Below are 26,025 nucleotides of genomic sequence, written 5' to 3' on the forward strand. Positions count from 1 at the left end.
TCACGAAAGGATCATTTTGATGACCGAACAACTGGTAAGAACCTCGTATGAGGACGACATCTACACCGTCACGCTGGCTCGCCCCGCGAAGCGCAACGCGATCAGCGACCGCCTGCTGGCCGCGATCGACGACGCTTTCGCGACCATCCCGGACAGCGCGCGGGTGATCGTGCTGGCCGGGGAGGGTGAGCATTTCTGCGCCGGCCTCGACCTGACCGAGCACCAGCACCGCGAGCCTTTCGGCGTCATGAAGCACTCACAGGGTTGGCACCGCGTGTTCAGCCGCATCCAGAACGGCGGCATTCCGGTCGTCGCGGCGCTGCACGGTGCGGTCATCGGCGGCGGCTTGGAGCTGGCGGCCGCGACGCACGTGCGCGTTGCCGAGCCGAACACGATCTATCAGCTGCCCGAAGGGCGCCACGGCATTTTCGTCGGCGGGGGCGGTTCGGTGCGCGTCGCGCGGATCATCGGTGCCGGACGGATGGGTGAAATGATGCTGACCGGACGCATCCTCGATGCCGACGAAGGACAGCGCCTCGGCCTGTCGCATTACCTCGTTGGGCCCGGCGAAGCGCTCGCGAAGGCGCAGCAGCTCGCGCGCCGGATCGCCGAGAACGCGCCGATGGCGAACTGGGCGATGGTCACGTCGATCGCCCGCATCGAGAACATGGCGGCCGACGACGGCTTCTTCGTCGAGTCGCTGACCGCCGCGGTCACGCAGACCGGCCCGGAAGTCGCCGAGCGCATCGGCCAGTTCCTGCAGCGCAAAGGTCAGGGAGCACAGCGATGAACACGACGAATTCCTACGCCGCGTCGCAAGCCGCGGCCCATGCCGCGCGCTATGACGACATCTGGCTCGTCGCGGGCAGCCGCACGCCTTTCGCCGACTACAACGGCGTGCTGCGCGACGTGTCGCCGACCGACCTCGGCATCTTTGCGGCGCGCGCGCTGTTCGACAGGAGCGGCATCCCTGCCACTGAGATCGACGCGATCGTCGCCGGCAACATGGCACAGGCGAGTTTCGACGCGTATTTCCTGCCACGCCACATCGGCCTGTATTCGGGGGTGAATCCGTCGGTGCCGGCACTGCTCGTGCAGCGGCTGTGCGGCACCGGCTTCGAGACGATCATCGCCGCCGCCGACCAGATCACGCTCGGCAAGGCGAAAGTCGCGCTCGCCGTCGGCACCGAATCGATGTCGCGCAACCCGATCGCCGCGTACACGCACCGCGCCGGTTTCCGCATGGGCCAGCTCGATTTCCGCGACTTCCTGTGGGAAGCGACGAAGGACACCGCGCCCGGCGCGAGCATGGGCGACACCGCCGAGAACCTCGCGAAGCGCTACGGCATCTCGCGCGACGAGGTCGACCGCTTCGCCGAGCAGAGCTTTGCACGCGCCGTCGCGGCGTGGGAGTCGGGCTGGTTCGCCGGCGAGGTGGCGCCCGTCGTCAATGCGAAATGGGAGCTCGACGGCTACAACGCCCGTTCGCTGAAGCTCGCCGACCGGGCTGAAGTGTGCGATCGCGACGGCCATGTGCGCCCGACGTCGTTCGACGCGCTGCAAAAACTGAAACCCGCGTTCGGTGGCGTGCAGACAGGCGGCAACAGCTCGGCGATCGTCGATGGCGCGGCCGCGGTGATCGTCGCGCATGGCGACTGGGTGCGCGCGCACGGCATCCGCCCGCTCGCGCGCATCGTCGCGGCGGCGTCGGTGGCAGTGCCGCCGGAGATCATGGGCATCGGGCCGGCGCCGGCGATCCGTGCCGCAGCGGTGAAAGCCGGACTCACTGTCGGCGACCTCGGGCGCGTCGAGATCAACGAAGCCTTCGGCGCGCAATACCTCGCGTGCGAGCGCGAACTGGGGCTCGACCGCGAGCGTGCCAACGTGCATGGCGGCGCAATCGCGATCGGCCATCCGCTGGGTGCATCCGGCGTGCGGCTGACGACGACGGTGGCGCGCGAGCTGCAGGAGGCGCGGCTGCAGTTCGGCGTGTCGTCGGCGTGCTGCGGCGGCGGCCAAGGTGTCGCGATCGTCGTCGAGAACGCCGACTGAACGACCGGTCGCGGAAAAGGGGAAAAACGATGAAACTCGAAAACAGCACTTTTATCGTCACCGGCGGGGCGTCTGGGCTCGGCGAAGCGACGGCGCGCGCGTTCCACGGCGCCGGCGCGAACCTCGTCATCGCGGACCTGAACAGCGTCGGCGGCGAAAAACTCGCCGATGAGCTCGGCGCCCGCGCGGCGTTCCACCGTACCGACGTCGCGTCCGAAGCCGATGCACGCGGCTGCGTCGAGCTCGCGCTCGCGCGCTTTGGCGCGCTCAACGGACTCGTCAACTGCGCGGGTATCGGCAGCGCCGCGAAAGTGCTCGGCCGCGACGGCCCGCATCCGCTCGACACGTTCGCGCGCATCGTGAACATCAACCTGGTCGGCACGTTCAACATGATCCGGCTCGCGTCCGAAGCGATGGCGAAAGGCGAGCCGAACGCCGGCGGCGAGCGTGGCGTGATCATCAACACCGCGTCGGTCGCCGCGTACGACGGCCAGATCGGCCAGGCCGGCTACGCCGCGTCGAAAGGCGGCATCGTGTCGATGACGCTGCCGATCGCGCGCGAGCTCGCGCGTTTCGGCATCCGCGTCGTGACGATCGCGCCGGGCCTGTTCCTGACGCCGATGATGCAGGCGCTGCCGCCCGAGGCGCAGAAATCGCTCGGCGAAGCCGTGCCGTTCCCGCCGCGCCTCGGCGAACCCGCCGAATACGCGCAGCTCGCGCGCCAGATCGTCGAGAACGCGATGCTCAACGGCGAGACGATCCGCCTCGACGGCGCGATCCGCCTCGCACCCCGCTAAGACCACTTGGCCGGACCTGCGCCGGCCGGAGCCGCCACCATGCACGATTACGCCGCGCCGCTGCGCGACATGCATTTCATCCTCCGCGAGCTGGCCGGGCAGGACGCGGTTTCTGCGCTGCCGGGATTCGAGGACGCGACGCCGGACGTCGTCGAGGCGATCCTGGACGAGGCGGGCAAGTTCGCCGCCGGCGTGCTCGGCCCGATCAACGCTCAGGGCGACGTGCAGGGTTGCCGGCTGGATGCCGACGGGCGCGTCGTCACGCCCGACGGCTGGAAGGATGCGTGGGACCGCTTCGTCGACGCCGGCTGGACCGGCCTGTCGCTGCCGCCGGAATTCGGCGGACAGGGCCTGCCGAAGCTCGTGTCGACGCCGGTGTGGGAGATGTGGTTCGCGACGAACATGGCGTTCGCGATGCTGCCGCAGCTGAACGTCGGCCAGGCCGAAGCCTTGCTGATCGCCGCCAGCGACGAGCTCAAGCAGACGTGGCTCCTCAAAGTCGTCAGCGGCGAGTGGGGCAGCACGATGAACCTTACCGAGCCGCAGGCGGGCTCCGACCTCGCGGCGACGCGCACCCGCGCCGAGCCTGCCGCCGACGGGATCTTCCGTCTGTTCGGCCAGAAGATCTTCATCTCTTACGGCGAGCACGAACTGACGAGCAACATCGTCCATCTCGTGCTCGCCCGGCTGCCCGACGCACCGGCCGGCGTCAAAGGGCTGTCGCTGTTCCTCGTGCCGAAATTCCTGCTCGACGCCGATGGCAATCCGGGGGCGAAGAACGACGTGCGCTGCATCGCGATCGAGCACAAGCTCGGCATCCACGGCAGCCCGACCTGCACGATGAGCTACGGCGACGCCGGCGGCGCCGTCGGCTGGCTCGTCGGCGCGCCGAACCGCGGCCTCGAGACGATGTTCATCATGATGAACGAAGCGCGCTTCGGCGTCGGCGTGCAGGGCGCCGGGCTCGGCGAGCGCGCCTATCAGCTCGCGCTCGGCTATGCGCGCGAACGCGTGCAGGGCCGCGACGCGATCACCGGCGAAGCCGGCCAGCCGATCCTCCATCACCCCGATGTCAAGCGCATGCTGCTGTCGATGCGCGCGCGGGTGATGGCGATGCGCACGCTGCTATACACCGCAGCCGGCTGGTTCGACTTCGCCGAGCATCATCCGGAGGCCGCCTTCGCCGCGAAATGCCGGCGTTACGTCGACCTGTTGATGCCGGTCGCGAAAGGCTGGTGCACCGAAGTCGGCCAGCAGGTCTGCAGCGACGCGATCCAGGTGTTCGGCGGCATGGGCTTCGTCGAGGAGACGGGCATCGCGCAGTTCGCCCGCGACGCGCGCATCATCACGATCTATGAAGGCACGACCGGCATCCAGGCCAACGACCTGATCGGCCGCAAGATCCTGCGCGAAGGCGGCGAGACGCTGCGCGAACTGATCGCGGACCTGCACGCGACTGCTGCGATGTTGCGCGAAGAGGCCCAGCTCGCGTCGCTTGCCGACGGATTCGCCGACAGCATTATCGCCGTCGAACGAGCGGCCGAGTGGGTGCTCGCGAACGGGAAGGAACGCTTTGCCGAAGTGCTCGCTGGCGCAGTGCCGTTCCTGCATCTGCTCGGGATCACGTGCGGTGCGTGGCAGATGGCGCGCGTCGCGCTCGCCGCGCGGCGACGGCTCGCGGCCGGCCAAGGCGACCCGGTGTACCTCGCGAGCCTCGTCGAGCTCGCCCGTTTCTACATCGCAAGCTTCGGCCCGCAGGCGGTGGCGTGCTCGCAGGCCGTGCGGGAAGCCGGCGGGCCCTTGATCCGCTTCCACCCTGCTGCCTTCTGAGCGAAGTAAGCCCCGCCGTGGCGAGGCAAAGTGAGACGGAGAAACAGCCGAGGCCGTTCGCCCTGAGCCTGTCGAAGGGCGCTGCCAGGGCTTCGACAAGCTCAGCCCGAACGGTAATTAGCTGACGAGCCAATAATGGCGAATGGAAGCTGTTTCTCGAGAGCCCGCGCCGCCCGCTTCATTCGAGCCGCTGCCGCGTTGCGTCGAACTCCTTGCGATAGCGCTCGACGAGTTCGCGCGCGATCTGCCGCAGCTGCTGCGGCTCGGCGTTCAGGGCGTCGCCGATGCCGTCCGCGAGGTCCTCCAGCGCGACCGTCGCACGCACTTCCGGCGGCTCCCACGTCGCGGCGAAAGCCGCCTGCTTGCCGGGCCGTTCGCCCGCGGACGGGTGGAGCAAGTTGACGCGCGGCAGCGCGAAGGCCATCGCGACGATCCGGCCATGCAGGCTGCTGCCGCAGTACCCGCGACTCGCTGCGATCAGCGCGCAGATGTCCCAGATGTCGAGCGATTCGACGATCCTCAGCGGTGTCGCCGGCAGGCGCGCCGCGAGCCGCGCGTAGCAGGCGGTGTCGTCGTGCCACGGCGCTGCGCCGGCGCGAAACAGCACGACGCCGTGACCGCTCGAACGTGCGCTGCGTTCGAGCCCGGCGGCGATCGCGTCGAGCGTTGCGTCGGCGCCGAAGTCGGCGCTGAACTGAACCGCGAGATAACCTTGCGGGAACGCGGCGCGGATCTGCGCGATTTCGCCTACGCGCGCGTGCCGGGCAATGCGCTCGCCGAACAGCGCCGCGACCATGACTGCGGGATCGGGCACGAGCCGGGCGGTGATGCCTGCCGCGCCGAGCTGCGCGAGCGTCTCGCGGTCCCGCACGCCGACGACATCGGCAGCGCGAAGATTCGCGAGGACTTCGGTCCGCAATGCTTCGTCGCACTCGCGAAAGCCCGTGCCGCCGACCGCGTTGTAGATCAGGCGTGCAGCGGGGAAAAGATTCTGCGGCACGCAATAGGGTGCGAGGGCGCGAGTGCCCAGCCGGCGCTGCGCCCATTCCAGCGCCTCTTCCGGGCGCGGGTCGAGGCGGGCGACGACTACGTGCGCGTCCCGCAGCGGGAGCAGCATCACCGCGGCGTGCCACGCGCCGCACGTGAGAATCTCGCCGCCGACGTGGATGAGGTTGACGCGGCGCTCACCACAGGCCGCCGCGAGTGGCCCGATCGCGCGGATCGCATGCCCGCCGAAACGCCGCAGATCGGCGTCGACGAGACCGGCGAACACCGGCTTCCGGTCGTCGAGCATCGCGGCGACGACGTGCGGAAACAGCAGGTCGCCGAAGTTGTGGCGGTCGAACGCGCCGAAAAGGATCGTCGCGATGTCCGTCTGCGGCTGGGGAACGACCTGACTTCCTGCCACGACTGTCTCCTTTTGGTGTCCGCTGTCAGGCCGCAATGATTGCCTCTAGAATGTGCGGCCCGAGCCCAGCGCAAACCTTGTGGCGATTCCCGAAGGATCAGGCCGTCACTGCCGTCAGCGGACGTTCCTGCCGCGACCCCGCTCACCGATCCGGTCTTCCCGACAGGTTCTCCTGCCATGATGTCAGACACCTCCTTGCGCGTTTTGTCGGTGATCCCGCCGATGACGCAACTCAACACGCCGTACCCGTCCACCGCGTACCTGACCGGCTTCCTGCGCTCGCGCGGCATCGATGCGGTGCAGGAGGATCTGGCGCTGGCGCTCGTGCTGCGGCTGTTTTCCGGCGACGGCCTGGCGGCGATCCGCGACAACATCGAAGCGACGCCCGAATCCAAACGCCCGCCGCGCGTGCGGGATTTCCTCGCGCAATTCGACCGCTACCGGACGACGATCGGGCCGGCGATCGCGTTTCTGCAGGGGCGCGATCCGACCGTCGCGCACCGCATCGCCGGGCGCAGCTTCCTGCCCGAAGGCTCGCGCTTCGAGTCGCTCGACGTCTATGTCGATCCGGACGGAGGCGATCCGCTCGCGTGGGCGTTCGGTGCGCTCGGACTGCAGGACCGGGCGCGGCATCTTGCGACGCTGTATCTGAACGACGTCGCCGACGTGCTGCGCGAAGCCGTCGATCCGCGCTTCGAGTTCGTGCGCTACGCCGAATCGCTGGCGCAGAGCCAGCCGACTTTCGATCCGCTTGCCGAAGCCCTCGCAGCGCCGCTCAATCTCGTCGACCGCACGCTGCGCACGCTGACATTGGACGCAATCGCACGCCATGCGCCGCAGCTCGTGCTGCTGTCGGTGCCGTTCCCGGGGGCCGTCTACGCGGCGTTTCGCATCGCGCAGGCGATCAAGGAACACGACCCAGCGATCGTCACGGTCCTGGGCGGCGGGTTCGTGAATACCGAGTTGCGCGAACTCCGCGAGCCGCGGGTATTCGATTATTTCGACTACGTGACGCTGGACGATGGCGAGCGCCCGATCCTGGCGCTGCTCGACCACCTTGCCGGCGCGCGTTCGCGGCAGCGCCTGGTGCGCACTTTCGTGCCCGGCGACGACGCGACGGTGCGCTACATCGACATCGGCGAAGCCGACATCGCGTTCGCCGAAGTCGGCACGCCGACCTGGGACGGCCTGCCGCTGGACCGCTACCTTTCGGTCCTCGACATGCTCAACCCGATGCACCGGCTGTGGTCGGATGGGCGCTGGAACAAGCTCACCGTCGCGCACGGCTGCTACTGGAAGAAGTGCAGCTTCTGCGACGTCAGCCTCGACTACATCTCGCGCTACGACGGTGTCGCCGCGACGACGCTGGTCGATCGCATCGAGGCGATCATCGACGAGACCGGCCAGACGGGTTTCCATTTCGTCGACGAAGCCGCGCCGCCGAAAGCGCTGAAAGCGCTCGCGCAGCAGCTTCTCGACCGCCGCCGCGCAATCTCGTGGTGGGGCAACATCCGCTTCGAGAAATCGTTCACGCCCGAGCTGTGCCGGTTGCTGGCCGACAGCGGCTGCATCGCGATTTCGGGCGGCCTCGAAGTCGCGTCGGACCGCCTGCTCAAACTGATGAACAAGGGGGTGTCGGTCGAGCAGGTCGCGCGCGTCACGCACGGTTTCAGCGAAGCCGGCATCCTCGTCCACGCCTACCTGATGTACGGGTTTCCGACCCAGACCGTGCAGGACACCGTGGATGCGCTCGAATACGTGCGGCAGCTCTTCGAAGCCGGCTGCATCCAGTCCGGGTTTTTCCATCGCTTCGCCTGCACCGTGCATTCGCCCGTCGGCCAGCAGCCCGAAATGTACGGCGTCACGCTGGCACCGCTACCGCCGGCATCGTTCGCGCGCAACGACGTGCGTTTCCTCGACCCGACGGGCGTCGACCACGACATGCTGGGGACTGCGCTGAACAAGGCGCTGTACAACTACATGCACGGCATCGGTCTCGACGAAGACGTGCGCAGCTGGTTTTCCGATCGCGTACCTCGCCCTCGCGTGCCTCGCCAGTTCATCGCGCGGGCGTTGCGGTGAGCGTTTCGGACGGGTCGTATCAGCGTCAGCGCGCGGTCGCCGGCGTTTTCTCCGCCGCGGTCCTTGAGGCGAAGCGCCCCTTGCGCTAGGCTGGTACCCCAGTGCGGGGGGCGGAGGTCGATGATGACGGTGCCGGCATGACGGGCGCACGATTCGGCGATCCCGACTGCGGCCCCCGAAAATGCACTGTCCGTGACCACAGGTCGCGAGGTTCTTTGATATGGAAATGGAGTGTTCGAGCATGAGTGCGTGGAGCTGTCCTCACGATCTGGAAGGAATTTGTCAGCGGGTGCAGGGCGCGGTCTGTTCGCCCGGCATGCGTGGTTGCGAGCTGGAAGGCAAGGTCCGGTTCGCCCGCGACGAGATGAACCTGCCGCGCAAGCCGGTCAAGGCGGCTCCCCCCGCCCGCAGCGAAAAGCCCGCGCAAGCTCCGAGGCGCCGGCTGCCGTTCTGAGAGCCCGCCAGGAAACAGCTTTGCCGTTTCCGTGCCCCCAAGGGAACAAGAAAACTTGAGGCGGCGCCGCGTTTTCTCGAGAGCGGGCCGCACGCGACAATCGAATTTATCGGCCTCGGCGTCGCCAGGCCCTCTTCTCAAGGACAGAGATGAGCCGACTCCGCTCCGATGTGACACTCGACGTGCTCAATCAGCGCGGCGGCGAATACCTGCCAGGCTATCTCGGCATCGAAATCCTGTCGGTGGAGCAGGGCACGCTCAACAGCCGGATGCCCGTCAGGCAGCTGCATTTCGCACCGAACAATTTTCTCCACGCGGCGAGCATCGTCGCGCTGGCCGACACCACTTGCGGCTACGGCACGATGGCGCACCTGCCGGACGGCGCCGAATCGTTCACGACGATCGAACTCAAGAGCAACCATCTCGGCACGGTCAGGGACGGCAGCATCGCGTGTGTCGCGACCGCTCAGCATCTGGGGAAGAGCACGCAGGTGTGGGACGCCGTCGTGACCGACGAAGGGACCGGGCGCAAGCTCGCGCTGTTCCGCTGCACCCAGATGATCCTGTGGCCGAAGTCCTGAGCGGGCACCCGATGCTGGTACCGCACAGCGTTTGCGCACAATAGCGAGCCGGTACCGGCTGCACAGGGCCTGAAACGCTTTCGTTCCGATTTGCCGCGCCGCTTGCAGGCGCGAGTCCGCTTTTCTCAGCTCCGCCAATCCCCTGCGTTGCCTGCATCCTGATCGGACCCGAACCCGCGCTTCCTTTCTTGAAGCCGCGAATCCACGGGTGCGCGCGTGTAGCGATTGCGCCGAATTTAAACCGCTTGTCACTGAGAATGCTTCGCGTTTATGATGCGGCCCGTTCTCATTTACTCACGTCGAATCTCCCGGGACGATTCGGCGCAAATTTTCCAGTCAACGGCAAGCCAGGCGACATCTCTCCCAGCCAGCCAGGATTCACGAAGGAGCAAGATAGATGTCGTTCAAGATCCGCATGAAGCCCGCGGCAGTGGCCGTGTTCGCCGCGCTCGGCGGCGCTCATGTCGCTGTGCATGCCGCCGACGCCGTGCTGGGCCCGGTTCTCGTCAAGGGCGAGGCCGAGCGGGCCGACGGACCGGTCGAAGGCTATCGCGCGACCCGTTCGGCCACTTTCACCAAGACGGACACGCCGTTGAAAGAAGTGCCGGCGTCGATCACCGTCGTGCCGGGAGAAGTCATCCAGGACCAGGCGATGCGCGGCATGTCCGACGTGCTGCGCTACGTGCCGGGCGTGACGGCGGCGCAGGGTGAAGGCAACCGCGACCAAATGGTCATCCGCGGCAACAACACGACGGCCGACTTCTTCGTTAACGGCATCCGCGATGACGCGCAGATCTTCCGTGACGTCTATAACCTCGAGCGCGTCGAAGTGCTGAAGGGCCCGGGCGGCATGACATTCGGCCGCGGCGGCGCCGGTGGCGTGGTCAACCGCGTGACGAAGCGGCCGGTGTTCGGCCATTTCGGCGAAGCCAGCCTTACCGTCGGCAGCTGGGATCAGCTGCGCGGCACTGTCGACGTCGGCGAAAAGATCAACGACGCGGCGGCGTGGCGCCTGAACGCGATGGCCGAAAAAGCCAACAGCTTCCGCGACGGCGTCGACCTTGAGCGCTACGGCATCAATCCGACAATCACCTTCACGGCAGGCGGCAACACGGCGTTGACTCTCGGCTTCGAGCATTTCCGCGACGAGCGCACCGCCGACCGCGGCGTGCCGTCGCAGAACGGCCGGCCGTTCGACGACAGCCGCAGCCGCTTCTTCGGCAATGCCGACCAGAGCGAATCGCTCACCGGTGTGGACGCGCTCACCGCAGTCATCGAGCACGACTTTGGCGGCGTGCAGCTGCGGAACAGCTTCCGCGCGGCGCAGTATGACAAGTTCTACCAGAACGTCTTCGCCGGCAGCGCGATCAATGGCGGGGGAACCCTCACGCTGTCCGCCTACAACAACTCGAACGACCGGCTGAATGTCTTCAACCAGACCGACCTGACGACGAAGTTCGCGATCGGCGGCCTGCAGCACACGCTGCTCGCCGGCATCGAGCTCGGCTATCAGGACAGCGACAGCCGACGCAAGAGCGGCCAGTTCGCGCCCGGCACAAACGTCGTGCCGGCGGGCAATCCCTTCGGGACGGCGATCAGTTTCAATCCGACTGCCGGCGACGCGAACAACAACGTCGAGTCGAATACTTACGCCATCTACCTGCAGGACCAGATTGCGCTGAACGAGCAGTGGAAAGTGCTTGCGGGCCTGCGCTACGACAAGTTCGACGTCGACTTCAACGACAAGCGTGCGAATCCAGCTGACCTGTCGACCACCGACGAGGAAGTCAGCCCGCGTTTCGGCGTGATCTGGACGCCGACGGCGGCGCAGACCTACTACGCGAGCTACAGCTACTCCTTCCTGCCCGCTGGCGAACAGCTGAGCCTGTCGCCCACGACCGAGGACCTCAAGCCCGAGAAAGCGATCAACTACGAAATCGGCGCGCGCTGGGATCTCGCACCCGCGCTGACGTTGTCCACGGCGGTGTTCCGCCTCGACCGCGAGGACGTGCGTGCCGCCGACCCGCTCAACCCGGGCTTCTTCGTGCAGACCGGCGAGCAGCGCACCGAAGGCTTCGAGATCGGTCTGCAGGGCCAGGTGACACCGTGGTGGCAAGTCTTCGCCGGCTACGCGAACCTCGACTCCGAGATCACGAAGTCAACCTCCAGCGGGCCCAAGGGACGCAAGGTCGGCCTCGTTCCCGACCACATGGCGTCGATCTGGAACCGCTTCGACCTCGGTCAGGGCTGGGGCGTCGGTCTCGGCGTGATCAACCAGTCGTCGAGCTATACGTCCTTCACGAACAGCGTGAAACTGCCGTCGTTCACCCGCGTCGACGGCGCGGTCTACTACACTTTCAACGACCGCAAGACCCGGCTCGCGCTCAACGTCGAGAACATCACCGACAAGGAATACTTCCCGACGGCGCACAGCGACAACAACATCAGCCCGGGAGCGCCTCTCAATGCGCGTCTGACCCTGAGCACGGCGTTCTGAAAACTGATCCTTCCGCGGGCTGACGCGACGTGCAAAAGCCCGCGGAAGACCGGCCCAAGCGGGCCCGACGGCTTTCGCGAGCCCTCGGGCCCGTTTTTTGATATACCTTTTCGGCACCAGACTTTGCCGGAAGGAAATGACATGACGACGAACACTGCGAACACTGCCTATTCCGCGACTGCGCCCGAGCGTGCGGAGATCGATGCGCTGCAGGAGCCGGCTGTCGTCGAGTTCGGCGCGAACTGGTGCGGGTATTGCCAGGCGGCGCAGTCGCTGATCGCCACTGCGTTCGCCCGCCATCCGCGGGTGCGGCATATCAGGGTCGAAGACGGCAAGGGGCGCAAGCTCGGCCGCTCGTTCGGCGTCAAGCTGTGGCCGACGCTGATCTTCCTGAAAGAGGGAAAGGAGGTCGCCCGCCTGGTCCGCCCTGCGAATGCGGACGCGATCGCGGAGGCGCTCGGGCGCATCGACACGGACGCGTAACGCGCGCGGCTTTCATCCGCCTTCGTTGAACCCCCTGATTTGCCGCCGCGCCTTCTTCGTCGGGCGCCCGCGCAGATCGCTGCCCGGTACCGGCGCGAGCCGGCGGTTTTCCTTTTCCGCCGCGCGCCGTTCGCCGCTTTCGATGGTCTCCTCGTACAACTCGCGTGCTTCGGGCGCCGGACGACGCTGCTCATTGAGGCCGCGCACGACGACAGTCCAGTGCGCATCGCCCGTGACGATCTCGAGCGTGTCGCCCGGGCGCACGTCGCGAGCAGGCTTGACGGCGTGACCGTTGAGCCTGACGTGACCGGCCTCGACGGACTGGCTGGCGAGCGAGCGCGTCTTGTAGAAGCGCGCTGCCCACAGCCATTTGTCGAGGCGCATGCGGTCGGTGTTTTCGGCGTTTGCCATGCTGGAACGTGGTTCTCCGGACGGTTTTTCCGTGCTTGCCGATTCACCCGGCCGGCAGGTCGGGCAGACGAGGGGACGGGCCAGCGGCCGGCTCAGCGTACCTCGATTTCGTTGATCACCCCCCTGACACCGTGCAGGAACCACGCGTCCAGTTCGGCGCGCTGGCGTTCGTCCTCGGAGGGCACAACGCCCTTGAGCGTGACGACGAAGTCGCGACTGCTGATGGCGATCTGCTCCGCATGCACGAGCGGATCGGTTTCGAGCACGAGACGCATCGCCTCGACGACTTCCTCGTCGTTGTCCTCTTCGGGAGGCCGGATTTCGAGCGCGTTGTCGACGTCGCGACAACCTCGCGCCCACCACGCCAGCACCCCCGCCAGGCGTTTGTGGGACAGACTGATGACGTGGCCGCTCAGCGTGATCACGCCATCCTCGACGGCAATATCGATCGCGCCGCTCGGGTCGACGCTCGCGTCGCGCAGCACTTCCAGACGACCCGAGCTCAGGACCCGCAGCGTGCAGTTGAAGAAATCGACGTCCCGCGAAATCCGTTTGCAGGCCGCGTCGCGGATCGCGCCGTCGCCTGCTTCCGCGACCGGTGCAATCCGCAGCCGATCGATGACTGTCTGCACACCCTCGACCTCGGTGGCGGCTGTAACCGCGCGTCGCTTGCTCGCGATTCCCGGCACTTCGCCGGACAGGGTCACCACGCCCGCGGCAACGCTCACGTCGAGCGGATGAACGACGGGATCGATATGCGCGCCGCGCTCGAGTGCGGCAAGAACACGACGCACGATGTCATCTTTCGTCTGCATGATTCCGTCTCCTTCGGCGATGGCGGCAGGGCCCGTTTGTCTGATCATAGACAACGAACCGGCAGTGGCGCGATGCTCAGGGGTGATGGAGGTGTAGCAGGCGGGGCAACACGGCCCGACCGATCCGGCGCCCAAAAGCACAGCGCCCCGCTGCTGGCGGGGCGCTGTGGCGTTCTTTGCTGTCAGGCCGCTCGGCGGCCGCAGCCTCAGCCGCCGGCGATGATCGGCACCAGCGTGACGCGGTCACCATCGTTCAACGCGGTCTCGCGCTCGCCCGACAGCACCATGCGGCCGTTGACCGCGACGTTCCACGAATGGTCGCCGAGTTCCTCCTGCGCTTCCGGGAACCGCCGGCGCAGCGCCTCGCGCAGCGCGATCACGTTCGATACCGGCTCGTCGATGACGATGTCCTTGTCCGGCGCACCCGGAATCGGCTTCGGCAGTTCGACGCGGACCGCAAAGCCGGTCATCGTGCGGGCGAGCTGCTGGTGCCAGTCGGCGCTCGGCACGCCTTCGGCGTTCAGACCGGTGACCGTGTAGAAGCGCGACTTCATCGCCTCGAATTCCTTGCGATCGACTTTCTCGCCCTTGAACGGACCGACTTCGATTTCCTCGTCGAACCAGCGCCGCGGCAGCGTGTCGTCCTTCGCGCGCAGGCCGAGGCGGAAGTTCAGCAGCCGCTCGATGCCGGTGATGTTGCGTCCGATCTCGTTGAGATCATCGGCGCTGAGCGTCACGTCGGTGGCAGTCGACACCTGGGTCGCGAAGTCGCCGCAGTCGGGCGTGGTGGGCGAGTTGAACAGCTTGGTGTTGAACCGGCACATGCCGACCGAGTCGCCGACGGCGAACGTGTTCTCGCAGCGACGCACCGCGAACTCCTTGCCTCCGTAGCCGTTCGGCTCCGGCACGACGGCGCCGCCGTAGAGCTGCGTCTTGAATGCCGCGTCGTCGTTGATGCGCGCGTTGATCTCCAGCGTGACGCGGTTGCGCAGGTGGTCCATGCCGCGCGTCGCGACCGACAGACCGAGCGCGAACGCCTTGAGGATGCGCGCGTCGTGCGGATCGGACTGGAACAGGCCCTTGACCGCCATGCGGTAATCGAGCGCTTCCTTCGGGTACTTGCCGCGCTCGACGGCTCGTGACGAGTCGGCGATCGTGTCGCCGAAGCCTTCGCGCTTGGCTGTCATGAACAGCAGCTTTTCGATCGACTCGTAGTTGCCCCACGACAGGTCGAGGCCGCCGGTGTGACTGGCGTCGATGATGCCGCGCTGCCACAGCTCCATCGCCCACGCGATCGCGCTGCCGGTCGAGGCCGAGTCGAGGCCGAGGTCGTTGAGGATGTTGTTGAGGCGCAGCACCTGTTCGGGTTCGCGCAGCCCGATCATCGGACCGAACTTGCCGACAGTGACGTACTCCGGGCCGTCACCCTTGTCGTACTTGTCGAACTGGCCGTCGTTATGGATGCCGTTGTAGGTGCGCTGCTTCTTGTGCTCGACATCGGCCTGGGCCTTGTCGTAGCTCGCATTGCCCTTCAGGCCTTTCAGTGCCGCCGAGCCCCAGCCGCCCTTGCCTTCGGGGGTCATGTCGTTGAGGTTGCGGCAATGCACCGGGCACTTGAAGCAGCCGTCCATGCCGGGACGGTAGGGGTCGAAGTTGTCGGCGTCAAGCGACTCGTGCCACGCGGTCTTCTGGTTGTTCATCGTGCCGAGCGCACCGAGCACGCGCGAAGGCTTGTACAGGAACGGCGTGCCGACCTGCTTGAGCGCATTCTTGATGACCGAGGTCGAAGTGATCTTCTTGCCGATCACCTTGTTGTGAGCCTTGAGCTCGGCCACTTTCGGCGCCTCGTCGGGCTTGCCGTGCACCATGATCGCTTTCAGGCGCAGCGCGCCCATTTTCGCGCCGCCGCCGCCACGCGCCCAGATCGCCTTGATGCCGCCCATGATGCCGCTGCACAGCGCGAGGTTTTCGCCGGCACTGGTGATGCGGGCGAGCGCCATGTCCTTGCGTTCGGTGCAGTCGAAGTCGCGCTCGATGGCGCCGGGGATCTCGAGGTTATCGAGGCCGACGTAAGGCGTCGCGTCGAGGAACTGGACTTCGTCGTGCGCGATGCGCAGCAGCGTCCATTGCGGCGCCAGGCCGTACAGCACAATGTGATCGTAGCCGTGGCGCTTGACGAAGGACGGGAAGTAATCGCCGCCGTTGGTGTCGAGGATCGCGTCGCTTTCCGGCGAGCGGCTGGTGAAATTGCCGCGCGTTGCGGCTGGCATGTCGCCGGTAAGCGTGCCGGCGCCGAAGATCAGCGGCACTTCGGGGTCGAGCGCGTCGCGTTCTTCCTGCAGCAGATTGTAGAGCAGGTACATGTTGGCGCCGCGGCCGCCGAGGAACGTCTGCAGCACGTCGCGCGGCAGGTATTTGCGGCGCGTCTCGCGGCGTTCGAGATCGACGAACAGGGTCAGGCCCTGTGTCGGGAACTGCGGCTCGTCATGCATTCTGGCGCACAACTGCTCGACCTTCGTCCTGATATTCATTGGCGTATCCGTGGCAATCAAGGGGTGTTTCGAAGTATAGAGAGCAAATTGTTTGACGTCAAACAATGGCGGCGAGAAATGAATGCCTTCGAACGGCAACTGATTTCCGAACCTTCGGCGACGAACCTCTGCGCTGTCTCATCCCTCGATCGCGCCACCCGCCCGGGCATCGAAACGGCGGTGCAAATGAAAACGGGCGCCGCGGCGCCCGTCGATTCTGGGCAGCAGATGATCAGAACAGGTGGTTCAAACCGACCATCAGGTTGCGGCTCGTGTCGCCGGGCGAAGTGTTGGCCGCGCTCACAAACGACGGGGAGCGGACTGCCCGTCCGTCGTCGTTGCTGATGTGGCCGTAACCAGCGTAGGCGAGCGTGCGCTTCGACAGCGAGTGGGAGTACACCAAAGCCCAGGAGTCGGCGTCGCTGTCGTTCGTATCCGCGTCCAATTGGCCATAGGCCACGGAGAATTTGCCCGAGGTGCCAATCGGCAAGGTGCCGCCGATATGCCAGACGTTGTCGGTGTCTTCCGCTGCGGTGGCATCCTCGATGCGCTGATACGAGCCGGCCAGCTTGAACACGCCGAAATCGTAGGAACCGCCGATGTATGCTTCGCGCTTGTCCTCGTCGCCGACGTGTTCCTTCACTTGGCTGTAGATCAGGCCGATGGCGAGCGGGCCGTTCGCGTAGTCGGCGCCGATGGCGGCAATGTCGCCTTTCCTGCGGTCGTCGTCCTGGTTTACTTCATTGAGACCATAGATCGCGTTGAGCGTCAGGCCGCCGAAGTTCGGCGACTTGTAGTTGATCGAGTTGCTGACGCGGGCGGGACCTCCTGCTACCAGGTTCGATCCGGCGGCAGCCGCCAGGGCAAACTGCGGGCTGATCGGCACGGGAACGATGGCGTCGTACTTGAACACGTAGTAGCCCGGGTGGTACTGGCGACCGAGGCCGATGAAGCCGAAGCCGCCCTGCAGGCCGATGAACTGCTGCCGCGAAAGGTTGGGGGCTGCACCGAGGCCTGCGTTCTGGTCGAGCTCGATCCCGTACTCCAGCGTGAACAGGGCCTTGAGTCCGTTACCGAGGTCTTCGGTGCCGCGGAAGCCGAGGCGCGAACCCGCCCAGCCGCCACTCTGCACACCGGTAAATTTCGCGTCTCCGGTCTTGCCGTAGCCGATGAAAGCATCGGCCACGCCATATACCGTCACATTCGACTGGGCTGCGGCGGAAGCCGAAACCAGACCGGCGACGATACAAGAGACCGCTATGGCGAGACGTTTTTTGTGCATTGATTTCCCCTTTTTTGATGTGGATTCGAAGCCCGTTGCAAACTCGTCCGATGCAGGCCGGCAAGTTGAACTTTGTTATGAAAGGTGCTGCTCTCCCTGGTGAAACCTGTGCCGGTTCTTGTCGGCGCATCGCCGGGGCGATAACCATTCTTGCGCCAATGTATTTTCCGAATCGTGTCTAACAAATAGTTACAAGTCAAACAAAAGATCAACGAATTCATCCATCAGGCATCGGATGCTTCACGGCGCGTGCCGCTGCAGAGCCGTCCTGAGGTCGGGGACAACCCGCTTGCGAAGTCCCTGGCAAGAGGCATTTATGAATATCGTAGATTGTTTGATATTCATCAATCGAAGCGAAAATAGGCGGTGCTTCGTGTTGTGGGGCGCCTGCCCCAGGCCTATCGTGCAGGAAAACAAAAACCACGAACCGATACACCGGAGGAGCAGATGAGCAAAGGTATTTCAGCGGGATTCAAGGTAGTGGCCGGGGCGACGATGGCCCTGGCGTTCGGTGCAGCGTCGGCGCAGGAAGTGACGCTGAAGGTGCATCACTTTCTGCCGCCGGGTTCGACGGCGCACGCGAAGTTCATCACGCCGTGGTGCGACAAGATCAACAAGGAATCCGCCGGCCGGCTGAAATGCCAGATCTACCCGGCGATGCAGCTCGGCGGCACGCCGCCGCAGCTGATCGATCAGGCGCGTGACGGCATCGCCGACATCGTCTGGACGCTGCCCGGCTACAGCGCCGGGCGCTTCCCCGCGGTCGAAGTGTTCGAGTTGCCGTTCATGACCAAGACGGCGGAATTGTCGAGTCGTGCATTGTGGGAATACGTCACGGTGAACAAGCTCGACCAGACCGAGTTCAAGGACATTCATCCGATCCTGTTCCACGTCCACGACAGCGGCCAACTGCACCTTGTCAAAGGGCCGATCACCCAGCAGTCAGACTTCCGCGGCCTCAAGCTGAGGGCGCCGACGCGCCAGACGAACAAGTTCCTCGCCGCGCTCGGTGCGACGCCGGTCGGCATGCCGGTGCCGCAGGTTTCCGAAGCGCTGTCGAAAGGCGTCATCGACGGAGCGATGCTGCCGTGGGAAGTGGTCCCTGCGGTCAAGGCCCACGAACTGGTCAAGTTCCACAGCGAAGGCGACCCGAAAGCGCGCGCGCTCTACACGACCGCGTTCGTCTTCGCGATGAACAAGGCGAAGTACGCCAGCCTGCCCGCCGACCTGAAGCAGGTCATCGACGCCAATGGCGGAGCAGAGGCCTCGACGTGGGTCGGCAAGGTGTGGGACGAGTCGGCGGCCGCCGCGCGCAAACTGGCGTCGGACCGCGGCAACCAGTTCAATGTCATCCCCGCAGCCGAACTCAAGAAGTGGGAGAAGGCCGGCCAGCACGTCTATGACTCGTGGGTTTCGGAAGTCTCGGGCAAGGGATACGACGGCAAGGCGCTGCTCAAGAGCGCGCAGGACCTGATCCAGAAGCACGATCCGATCTGAAGCATTCGGCACCTCGCGATGCGAACCGCCTCGGTTCGCATCGCGGCCACATGACCCGCGGTCTGCGGGTCCGGCGACGAATCGCTCGCCGGCCGGGATCGCCTCACCGGGAGACTTCAAATGTCCGAACCCATTGCAACGCCGGTCTGTGCACCGCAGGACCCGATCGGCCGCTCACTGTTCTTCCTTTCCCGCACGTTCGCCGCGGCCGGCGGACTGGTGCTGGTCGCGGTCAGCATCATGTCGGTGTTCAGCATCGCGAGCCGCGCGCTGACCGGCAACGCAGTGCTCGGCGACTTCGAACTGGTGCAGATCGGTTCCGCCGTTGCGGTCGCCGCGTTCCTGCCGTGGGGCCAGATGCGCGGCAGCCACGTGTTTGTCGACTTCTTCACGACCGGCCTGCGCCCCTGTATGCGGGCACGACTCGACGGTCTCGGTGCCTTGTTGCTCGCCATCTGCGCTGGGATCGTGGCTTGGCGAATGACGATCGGCACGGTCGATCTCAGGGCCAGCAGTGAAACCTCGATGCTGCTCGGCGTGCCCACCTGGTACGCGTACATGCTGATGTCGCCGTCTTTCGCGCTGCTCGCCGCGACCGCGTTTTACACGTCCTCACAGAAATTCCGGGAGCAGCCAGCATGAGCGGTACGGCAATCGGTGCAAGTTTCTTCGTTTTCCTGCTGGTGCTGCTGGCGCTGCGGGTGCCGATCGCAATCTCGATGCTGATCACCGGCGTGGCCGGCTACGTCACGATGGCGGGCTGGGATCCGCTGCTCGGCTATCTGAAGACCGCTGCCTACGGGCGCTATTCGATCTACGATCTGTCGGTCGTCCCGCTGTTCCTGCTGATGGGCAGCTTCGCGTCGCGCGGTGGCCTGTCGAAAGCGCTGTTCGGTGCCGCCGAATCGATGATCGGTCATTACCGCGGCGGGGTCGCGATGGCGGCGGTCGGCGCTTGCGCAGGGTTCGGCGCGATTTGCGGCTCGTCGCTCGCGACGGCGGCGACGATGGGGCAGGTCGCGCTGCCGGAACTGCGCCGGCTCAATTACTCGCCGGCACTCGCGACAGCGACGCTGGCCGCCGGGGGGACGCTGGGCATCCTGATTCCGCCGTCGGTCGTGCTGGTGATCTACGCGATCCTCGCCGAGCAGAACATCGCCAAGCTGTTCGCGGCGGCGCTCATTCCCGGGATCATCGCCGCCCTCGGCTACATCGCCGTCATCGCGCTGCACTGTCGGCTCAACCCGGATGCGGGCCCGGCGGGGGAACGCAAGAGCGTGGCGCTGCGCATTCGTGCGCTGATCGACGTATGGCCGGTGCTGGCGATCTTCGTCGTCGTCATCGGGGGCATCTACGGCGGCATCTTCACGCCGACCGAGGCCGCTTCGGTCGGCACGATCGGGGCAGGGGTGCTGGCAGTCGCCAAGGGCATGCGCCTGGACGGACTGATGGAGTCGCTGTACTCGACCGCCGAGGCCACGGCGATGATCTTCCTGATCCTGCTCGGGGCCGACGTGCTCAACGTGTTTCTCGCGCTGACGCAGATGCCGGCGGAACTGGCGAGCTGGGTTTCGGGTTCGGGACTGCCGCCGCTGCTGGTGCTGTTCGCGATCATCGTGATTTACGTGTTCCTCGGCTGCGTCATGGACAGCCTGTCGATGATCCTGCTGACGATCCCGATTTTCTTTCCGGTGATCATGGGGCTCGACTTCTGGGGCCTGGACCAGTCCGAGAAGGCGATCTGGTTCGGCATCCTCGCGCTGATGGTCGTCGAAGTCGGCCTCATCACGCCGCCCGTCGGAATGAACGTCTACATCATCAACAGCATGGCGAAGAATGTCCCGATGTCGGCGACTTTCCGGGGCATCGTGCCGTTCCTGATGTCGGACGCGCTGCGCGTCGTCCTGCTGGTTTTCTTCCCGGTCCTGACGCTGTTTCTGGTCCGGGTGATTGAATGAAATCCGGGCCTTCCGGGTTAGAGGAGAAATCGCAATGAATGCTGCGGAAACTTTGTTGTCGACGGGCGCCGACACGGCGATCGCGATCGAATGCGACGATGAAAAAGTGAGTTACGCGGTGCTTCGCGACCGCGTGAGCCGTGCGGCCGGCGCGTGGAAGGCACTCGGCCTGCAACCCGGCAATCGCGTCATCGTGTTCGCGCCGGACAGTGTCGACTGGGTCGTTGCCTACCTCGGCGCGATCTGGGCGGGCGGGGTCGCGATCGGCGTCAATCCGCGCCTGTCGATGAACGAGTTCGCGCCGATCCTCAACGAATGCGAGCCGCGCTTCGTTTGGTGCGAGAACGAGCAGGCCAGCGCGCTCGTCGCGGAAGCCCATACCGCCGCAGAGATCGTCGCGGACGGCCCCGGCACGTCCAACTGGGCGACGCACCTCGCTGCGGCCGAAGCTATCGCGCCGCTCGAGCGCGCCACCGAGGACGCCGCCCTGTGGATCGGGACGTCCGGGACGACGGGCGTGCCGAAAGGCGTCGTCCATGCGCAGCGCACGGTCGCCGACGCGCATTCGTTCGCCTGTGGCATCCTCGGGCTGACTGCGGCGGACCGGCTCTACGCCAGTTCCAAGCTGTTCTTCGCTTACGCGCTCGGCAACAGCCTTTTCGCGGGTCTGCGCGTCGGCGCGACGGTGATCCTCGATCGCGAATGGCCGACCGCCGAGCGCGTCGAGTACATGGTCGAAAAACACCACCCGACGCTGCTGTTCAGCGTTCCGACGCTGTACCGCAAGATGCTGCAGACCGGCGTCGCGCGGCGGATCGCGAAATACGGCATCCGCCACTACGTCTCGGCCGGCGAAGCGCTGCCGCTGGGGGTGCGGCAGGACTGGCGCGAAGCGACGGGCCACACGTTGATCAGCGGCTACGGGACGTCGGAGACGCTGTGCCTGATGCTCTTCAGCGACGACGATTCCGGCCTGATGCGGCCGACCCCGCTGACCGAAGTCCGTCATGCCGACGACGTCGATCCGGACGTGCCGCAGCGCGTGTGGATCCGCCATTCGGCAGTCGCGCTCGCGTATTGGAAGCGGCCCGAGGCGCAGGCGGACGGGTTCCGCGACGGCTGGTTTTCTCCCGGCGACATGTTCCTGCGCCACGCCGACGGGCGTTTCGAATACACCGGGCGCAACGACGACATGCTGAAGATCGCCGGCCAGTGGGTCAGCACCTTGTGGGTGGAGCAGTCGCTCGCATCGGTCTGTGGCGAAACGCTTCATCAGATCGCCTCCGTCGGGGTAAGCTCCGCCGACGGCCTGACGGCGCTCGCAGTGCTCGCAGTGGCAGCGCCGGAGCGCGGCAGCGAAGCACGCCGGAAGATGGACGAAGGGATTGCGACGCTGCCCGGTCATCGCCGTCCGCGCTGGGTCCATTGGCTCGATGAGCTGCCGCTGACACCCACCGGCAAGCTTCAGCGCGGGCGTCTGCGGGCATTGCACGAGAGCGCAGTCGGCGTGTCCTGACCGGAGGTGGGCCCCGCGCGCATTGCGAAAATTCTGCCACGGTAGGGGAGAACGGGAATGCGCGCGGACGAACTTGATTTCTTCTCCCTCGTCGAGCTGCGGCCCAACGAAGGGGCGATCGAGTTCTGCGGCCGTCGCGCGATCCTGCTGCATACCGATGCGATGGGAGCGCTGCGCAAGGAGCTCGTCGAGACGCTCGGCGCGGAGGCGGCGAAAGTCGTCCTGACGCGCTACGGCTTCAGTTGCGGCCACGAGGATGCCGGCCTCCTCGCCGCGTACATGCATCCGGACACGATCGAGCAGTTCGTCCGCGGCGGCCCGCGCACGCACATGTTCGCCGGCATCGCCGAAGTCGAGACCCGCTCCGTCGAGATCGACTGCGAGCGCCGGCGCTATCGCATGGGCGGTTTCTGGCGCCGCTCGTACGAAGCCGAGCAGCACTTGCGCCTGTTCGGCCGCTCTCATGAAGCGGTGTGCTGGACGCTGGCCGGCTACGCGTCCGGCTTCGCGTCGTTCGTGTTCCAGACCGACATGATCTGCATCGAGCACGAATGCGAAGGGCGCGGCGACGAGCGCTGTTCGTGGACGCTGATGAATGCCGACGACGGCTCGCCCGAACTCGCCGAACTGCGCAAGTATTTCCAGCCGCTGAACATCAAGGATCAGATCAACGGACTCGAAACCAAGGTCTTCGAGCGCACGCGCGAGCTCGAGGCGTCCGAGCAGCGTTACCGCAACCTGATCGAGGATCTGCCCGAAATCGTCTTCGCGCTGCATCTGTCCGGTCGTCTGGTGCAGCTCAACAAGGCCGGGCGGACGCGCCTGGGCATCGACGAGGCCGAGCTGCCGTCGCTGCGCCTGAAGGATCTGGTGCTGCCGGAGTATCGCGCGCAGGCGTCGAGCTTCCTGAAGCAGAGCGCGCGGCAGCGCAGTGTGAGCCGCCTCGATGTCGTGATGAGCGATTCGGCCGGACACCCTTTCCCCGTGCAGTTGCAGGTCGAGCCGGTCATCAAGGACGACAAGATCGTCGGCTACAGCGGTCTCGCGCTCGATGTCACTGCGCAACAGGAACGCGAACGCAAGCTCACCGAATATGCCGCGCGGCTCGAGAATCGGGAACAGCAGATTCAGGACATCATCAACGATGCGGTGTACATCCTCGATCTGGACGGGCGCCTGAGCTTCGTCAATACGCGCATGGCGGAGCTTCTTGGCGTGCCCGCGGACCGCGCGATCGGCCGACGCTGCGGCGAATTCATGCTGCATTCGTCGGCATTGCGACTGGAGCGGGATTTCCGGCGGCGTCTGGCCGGCGGGCCGGGGCTGCCGTTCGAGATCGCGATCGAGGCGCCGGGCGGGACGAACTGCCTCCTCGAAGTCAGCACCGCGGTGCTGCTGACGAATGGCAAAGCGGAAGGCGTGATCGGCGTCGCGCGTGACATCACCGCCCGGCGCGAAATGGAGCGACAGCTCGCGCAGGCGAATCGCCTCAGTTCGCTGGGGCAGTTCGCTTCCGGCATCGCGCACGAGATCAACAACCCGCTCGGCCTCGTGTCGGGCTTCGCCGAAGAGCTGCAGTCGCTGATGGAGGCGATCCCGAATGCCGCGCAGATCCCCGGCCTGGAAATCATCCGCGACGGGCTGACGACGATCCAGGAACAGGCGCAGCGCTGCAAGGCGATCACCGACAATCTGCTGCTTTTTTCGCGCCGACAGAGTCCGCCGATCGAACCGGTGGACGTCGCGTTGTACGTGCGTGAGCGCTTTGCCTCGTATCGCGAGGTCGGCCTCACGCGCGGGCTGGAGATCACGTTCGACATCGAGGAGCGCCTGCCGCCGGTGCGCACGAACCCGACGCTGCTCGACCAGGTGCTCCAGAACCTCGTCAAGAATGCACGCGACGCGATGAACGGCGCGGGCCGCCTGCGGGTCGAGCTGCGAAGCGCGGACGACGCCGTCGAGTTCGGCGTGCTCGACGAAGGCGCTGGTCTGCCTGCGGGCGTCATCGACCATGTCTTCGACCCCTTCTTCACGACGAAGCCGCCGGGCCGCGGTACCGGCCTCGGCCTGTCGATCTGCTACGGGATCATGTCCGAGCTGCACGGCAGGATCACCTGCGGCAATCGGCAAGAAGGCGGGGCGTGGTTCCGGATTTCGCTGCCGTACGACGAAGCCGGCATCGAGGGGGCGGACCGATGAACCGACATATCCTGATCGTCGACGACGAGGCGCTGTACCGCCAGCTGCTCACCAGCCGGCTCGGCCGCGCCGGCTACCGCCTCAGCGAAGCTGCGGACGGCGAAGCGGCGCTCGAATGTGCGCAACACGGTGGAATCGACCTCGCGCTCGTCGACATCAAGATGCCGGGCATCGACGGCATCGAGGTGTTGAAGCGCCTCAAGGAGCTCGACCCGCTGATCGAAGTCGTTATCCTGACGGGGCACGGCAACGTCGACACCGCGATCTCGGCAATGAAGCTCGGGGCCTTCGACTACCTGTCGAAACCTTACAAGCTGACCGAGCTCGACATCGTCGTCGAGCGTGCGCTCGAAAAGCGTGCGATGGCACAGCGCTGCGCAGCACTGAGCGCCGAAATCGCCCATCTGCGCGGCCCGGAGGAGGCGGCCGTGATCGGCGCGAGCCCCGCCTGGCAGCGCACCCTCGCGCTCGTCCGCAAGGCCGCACCGCTCGACTTGCCGGTGCTGATCACCGGCGAGAGCGGCGCCGGCAAAGAGGTCGTCGCGAGCGCGCTGCACCGCTGGAGCGGCCGCGCGGCCGAATCGTACGTGCCGCTGAACTGCGGTCTGCTCGATGACGATCTCGTCGAAAGCGAACTGTTCGGCCACAAACGGGGCGCGTTCTCCGGGGCGACGAGCGACAAGGACGGCCTGTTCCAGGTCGCAAGCGCCGGAACGCTGTTCCTCGACGAAATCGGCGAACTTCCCGCCGCCTGCCAGGCGAAGCTGCTGCGCGTGCTCGACAGCGGCGAATTCCGGCAACTCGGAGCGACCGCGCTGCGGCACACCCGCGCGCGCGTCATCGCCGCGACGCACCGCGACCTCGATGCGCTGGTCGCGGGGGGCAAATTCCGGCACGACCTCCTGTATCGCCTGAACGTCGTCCATATCCATGTCCCGCCGCTGCGCGAGCGGCGCGAAGACATTCCGCTGCTCGTCGACTACCTGATGCGCCGCGCCGCATCCCACCTGACCCGCCTGCCGCGCCTCTCCGCGGCGGCGCTGTCCCGGCTATCCGATTATCCTTGGCCGGGCAACGTGCGCGAGTTGCGCAACGTCATCGAGCGCCTGCTGGTCTTCCACGAGGGCGAGACGATCGACGAGGCTACGGTCTGTTCGATCTTGTCGATCCCGCCGGAAATATCGACGGCTTCCGCTGCGCGCCGTGCCTTTTCCGCCATCACGCCTCTCGAAGAATTCGAACGCGAATACATCGTCTGGGTGCTCGACAAGCTGGACGGCAACGTCAGCGCCGCAGCCCACGCGCTCGGCGTGTCGCGCTCGACGGTGTATCGTTTTCTGCGCACTACCCAGCCTGCCGATTAGTAACGGCTTGCTGCGAGGCGGCGGGTTTTTCGGCCGTCACTTCAATGTGCCGTTGTGCAGGCCGATTTCCCGCCATTCTCCGCAGGTGGCACCTGTCTCCGAGCGCCACGACCGGTTCGGCAGTTTGCGCCTCGCCTCCCGTTTCCGCAGGTCGAGGCAGGGCGCGCTCGCGACCTGAAACTCGCCGCAGTCGATTTTCCGCTCACGCGTGCCGATGTCAGGTAACGCGGGACATCAACTCCTCTCCAAGTGCCGGGCTGAATCCGCG

The 26,025-nt window shown here is 66.0% G+C and carries 20 protein-coding genes; 15 read left to right on the top strand and 5 right to left on the bottom strand.

The features are described 5' to 3' along the window. Positions 1-19: 19 nt before the first annotated feature. Genes GO608_RS09725 through GO608_RS09740 form a run of 4 tightly spaced genes read left to right on the top strand, consistent with a single transcriptional unit; the run spans position 20 to position 4,679 of the window. Positions 20-790 (top strand): crotonase/enoyl-CoA hydratase family protein, encoded by a 771-nt coding sequence (locus GO608_RS09725; RefSeq protein WP_169198890.1) that lies wholly within the window; start codon positions 20-22, stop codon positions 788-790. Further along, positions 787-2,052 (top strand): thiolase family protein, encoded by a 1,266-nt coding sequence (locus tag GO608_RS09730; protein ID WP_169198891.1) that lies wholly within the window; start codon positions 787-789, stop codon positions 2,050-2,052. The genes GO608_RS09725 and GO608_RS09730 overlap by 4 nt, the downstream gene beginning before the upstream one ends. Before the next feature lie 29 nt (positions 2,053-2,081). After that, positions 2,082-2,849, top strand: a complete 768-nt coding sequence (locus GO608_RS09735) for a 3-hydroxyacyl-CoA dehydrogenase (RefSeq protein WP_169198892.1) — start codon at positions 2,082-2,084, stop codon at positions 2,847-2,849. A 39-nt stretch (positions 2,850-2,888) separates the two neighbouring features. After that, positions 2,889-4,679, top strand: a complete 1,791-nt coding sequence (locus tag GO608_RS09740; protein ID WP_169198893.1) for an acyl-CoA dehydrogenase — start codon at positions 2,889-2,891, stop codon at positions 4,677-4,679. Between the two features lie 178 nt (positions 4,680-4,857). Here GO608_RS09740 and GO608_RS09745 read toward each other — a convergent pair whose 3' ends face one another. After that, positions 4,858-6,087, bottom strand: coding sequence for a polysaccharide pyruvyl transferase family protein (locus GO608_RS09745; protein WP_247002985.1), 1,230 nt, complete (start codon positions 6,085-6,087; stop codon positions 4,858-4,860). A gap of 180 nt (positions 6,088-6,267) precedes the next feature. Here GO608_RS09745 and GO608_RS09750 point away from each other — a divergent pair, with 180 nt between their 5' ends. From GO608_RS09750 to GO608_RS09770, 5 genes are all read left to right on the top strand, one after another. Next, positions 6,268-8,169: a B12-binding domain-containing radical SAM protein gene (locus GO608_RS09750; protein ID WP_169198918.1), complete on the top strand. Its 1,902-nt coding sequence runs from the start codon at positions 6,268-6,270 to the stop codon at positions 8,167-8,169. A gap of 241 nt (positions 8,170-8,410) precedes the next feature. Further along, positions 8,411-8,623 carry a hypothetical protein gene (locus tag GO608_RS09755; protein WP_053422569.1) on the top strand — a complete coding sequence of 71 codons (213 nt, stop codon included), beginning with the start codon at positions 8,411-8,413 and terminating at the stop codon, positions 8,621-8,623. Between the two features lie 149 nt (positions 8,624-8,772). After that, positions 8,773-9,204 carry a PaaI family thioesterase gene (locus GO608_RS09760; protein WP_169198895.1) on the top strand — a complete coding sequence of 144 codons (432 nt, stop codon included), beginning with the start codon at positions 8,773-8,775 and terminating at the stop codon, positions 9,202-9,204. Between the two features lie 397 nt (positions 9,205-9,601). After that, on the top strand, positions 9,602-11,701 hold the full coding sequence (locus GO608_RS09765; RefSeq protein WP_169198896.1) for a TonB-dependent receptor: 2,100 nt from the start codon (positions 9,602-9,604) through the stop codon (positions 11,699-11,701). A 141-nt stretch (positions 11,702-11,842) separates the two neighbouring features. Further along, positions 11,843-12,184 (top strand): thioredoxin family protein, encoded by a 342-nt coding sequence (locus GO608_RS09770; protein WP_169198897.1) that lies wholly within the window; start codon positions 11,843-11,845, stop codon positions 12,182-12,184. A gap of 12 nt (positions 12,185-12,196) precedes the next feature. On the opposite strand, the gene GO608_RS09775 is transcribed toward GO608_RS09770, so the two are convergent. The 4 genes from GO608_RS09775 to GO608_RS09790 form a co-directional block, all read right to left on the bottom strand. After that, complete coding sequence (locus tag GO608_RS09775; protein WP_169198898.1) at positions 12,197-12,595, bottom strand: RNA-binding S4 domain-containing protein; 399 nt, start codon at positions 12,593-12,595, stop codon at positions 12,197-12,199. Between the two features lie 92 nt (positions 12,596-12,687). Continuing rightward, positions 12,688-13,410, bottom strand: a complete 723-nt coding sequence (locus GO608_RS09780; protein WP_169198899.1) for a BON domain-containing protein — start codon at positions 13,408-13,410, stop codon at positions 12,688-12,690. Positions 13,411-13,616: 206 nt separating this feature from the next. After that, the gene (locus GO608_RS09785) at positions 13,617-15,941 is read right to left on the bottom strand and encodes an aldehyde ferredoxin oxidoreductase C-terminal domain-containing protein (protein ID WP_169198900.1); all 2,325 of its coding nucleotides are present in this window, start codon (positions 15,939-15,941) and stop codon (positions 13,617-13,619) included. A gap of 232 nt (positions 15,942-16,173) precedes the next feature. Then, positions 16,174-17,223: a porin gene (locus GO608_RS09790; protein ID WP_169198901.1), complete on the bottom strand. Its 1,050-nt coding sequence runs from the start codon at positions 17,221-17,223 to the stop codon at positions 16,174-16,176. 447 nt (positions 17,224-17,670) lie between these two features. Between GO608_RS09790 and GO608_RS09795 the strand changes: the two genes are divergently transcribed. From GO608_RS09795 to GO608_RS09820, 6 genes are all read left to right on the top strand, one after another. Continuing rightward, positions 17,671-18,720 (top strand): TRAP transporter substrate-binding protein, encoded by a 1,050-nt coding sequence (locus tag GO608_RS09795; protein ID WP_169198902.1) that lies wholly within the window; start codon positions 17,671-17,673, stop codon positions 18,718-18,720. A 120-nt stretch (positions 18,721-18,840) separates the two neighbouring features. After that, positions 18,841-19,362 carry a TRAP transporter small permease gene (locus tag GO608_RS09800; protein WP_169198903.1) on the top strand — a complete coding sequence of 174 codons (522 nt, stop codon included), beginning with the start codon at positions 18,841-18,843 and terminating at the stop codon, positions 19,360-19,362. Further along, complete coding sequence (locus GO608_RS09805) at positions 19,359-20,678, top strand: TRAP transporter large permease (RefSeq protein WP_169198904.1); 1,320 nt, start codon at positions 19,359-19,361, stop codon at positions 20,676-20,678. The genes GO608_RS09800 and GO608_RS09805 overlap by 4 nt, the downstream gene beginning before the upstream one ends. 34 nt (positions 20,679-20,712) lie before the next feature. Continuing rightward, the gene (locus GO608_RS09810; protein ID WP_169198905.1) at positions 20,713-22,194 is read left to right on the top strand and encodes an AMP-binding protein; all 1,482 of its coding nucleotides are present in this window, start codon (positions 20,713-20,715) and stop codon (positions 22,192-22,194) included. A 57-nt stretch (positions 22,195-22,251) separates the two neighbouring features. After that, positions 22,252-24,393: a PAS domain S-box protein gene (locus GO608_RS09815; protein WP_169198906.1), complete on the top strand. Its 2,142-nt coding sequence runs from the start codon at positions 22,252-22,254 to the stop codon at positions 24,391-24,393. Further along, positions 24,390-25,757 (top strand): sigma-54-dependent transcriptional regulator, encoded by a 1,368-nt coding sequence (locus tag GO608_RS09820; protein ID WP_169198907.1) that lies wholly within the window; start codon positions 24,390-24,392, stop codon positions 25,755-25,757. Before GO608_RS09815 ends, GO608_RS09820 begins: the two co-directional genes overlap by 4 nt. Positions 25,758-26,025 lie beyond the last annotated feature (268 nt).

This window comes from Aromatoleum buckelii (assembly GCF_012910785.2).
GTDB lineage: Bacteria > Pseudomonadota > Gammaproteobacteria > Burkholderiales > Rhodocyclaceae > Aromatoleum > Aromatoleum buckelii.

What these genes read in the sequence shown, in the direction of transcription:
- GO608_RS09810 (WP_169198905.1), top strand. Translation starts at nt 20,713, where the DNA reads ATGAATGCTGCGGAAACTTTGTTGTCGACGGGCGCCGACACGGCGATC.
- GO608_RS09725 (WP_169198890.1), top strand. Translation starts at nt 20, where the DNA reads ATGACCGAACAACTGGTAAGAACCTCGTATGAGGACGACATCTACACC.
- GO608_RS09775 (WP_169198898.1), bottom strand. Translation starts at nt 12,595, where the DNA reads ATGGCAAACGCCGAAAACACCGACCGCATGCGCCTCGACAAATGGCTG.
- GO608_RS09740 (WP_169198893.1), top strand. Translation starts at nt 2,889, where the DNA reads ATGCACGATTACGCCGCGCCGCTGCGCGACATGCATTTCATCCTCCGC.
- GO608_RS09820 (WP_169198907.1), top strand. Translation starts at nt 24,390, where the DNA reads ATGAACCGACATATCCTGATCGTCGACGACGAGGCGCTGTACCGCCAG.
- GO608_RS09730 (WP_169198891.1), top strand. Translation starts at nt 787, where the DNA reads ATGAACACGACGAATTCCTACGCCGCGTCGCAAGCCGCGGCCCATGCC.
- GO608_RS09815 (WP_169198906.1), top strand. Translation starts at nt 22,252, where the DNA reads ATGCGCGCGGACGAACTTGATTTCTTCTCCCTCGTCGAGCTGCGGCCC.
- GO608_RS09800 (WP_169198903.1), top strand. Translation starts at nt 18,841, where the DNA reads ATGTCCGAACCCATTGCAACGCCGGTCTGTGCACCGCAGGACCCGATC.
- GO608_RS09760 (WP_169198895.1), top strand. Translation starts at nt 8,773, where the DNA reads ATGAGCCGACTCCGCTCCGATGTGACACTCGACGTGCTCAATCAGCGC.
- GO608_RS09770 (WP_169198897.1), top strand. Translation starts at nt 11,843, where the DNA reads ATGACGACGAACACTGCGAACACTGCCTATTCCGCGACTGCGCCCGAG.
- GO608_RS09785 (WP_169198900.1), bottom strand. Translation starts at nt 15,941, where the DNA reads ATGAATATCAGGACGAAGGTCGAGCAGTTGTGCGCCAGAATGCATGAC.
- GO608_RS09780 (WP_169198899.1), bottom strand. Translation starts at nt 13,410, where the DNA reads ATGCAGACGAAAGATGACATCGTGCGTCGTGTTCTTGCCGCACTCGAG.
- GO608_RS09735 (WP_169198892.1), top strand. Translation starts at nt 2,082, where the DNA reads ATGAAACTCGAAAACAGCACTTTTATCGTCACCGGCGGGGCGTCTGGG.
- GO608_RS09750 (WP_169198918.1), top strand. Translation starts at nt 6,268, where the DNA reads ATGTCAGACACCTCCTTGCGCGTTTTGTCGGTGATCCCGCCGATGACG.
- GO608_RS09790 (WP_169198901.1), bottom strand. Translation starts at nt 17,223, where the DNA reads ATGCACAAAAAACGTCTCGCCATAGCGGTCTCTTGTATCGTCGCCGGT.
- GO608_RS09805 (WP_169198904.1), top strand. Translation starts at nt 19,359, where the DNA reads ATGAGCGGTACGGCAATCGGTGCAAGTTTCTTCGTTTTCCTGCTGGTG.
- GO608_RS09755 (WP_053422569.1), top strand. Translation starts at nt 8,411, where the DNA reads ATGAGTGCGTGGAGCTGTCCTCACGATCTGGAAGGAATTTGTCAGCGG.
- GO608_RS09765 (WP_169198896.1), top strand. Translation starts at nt 9,602, where the DNA reads ATGTCGTTCAAGATCCGCATGAAGCCCGCGGCAGTGGCCGTGTTCGCC.
- GO608_RS09795 (WP_169198902.1), top strand. Translation starts at nt 17,671, where the DNA reads ATGAGCAAAGGTATTTCAGCGGGATTCAAGGTAGTGGCCGGGGCGACG.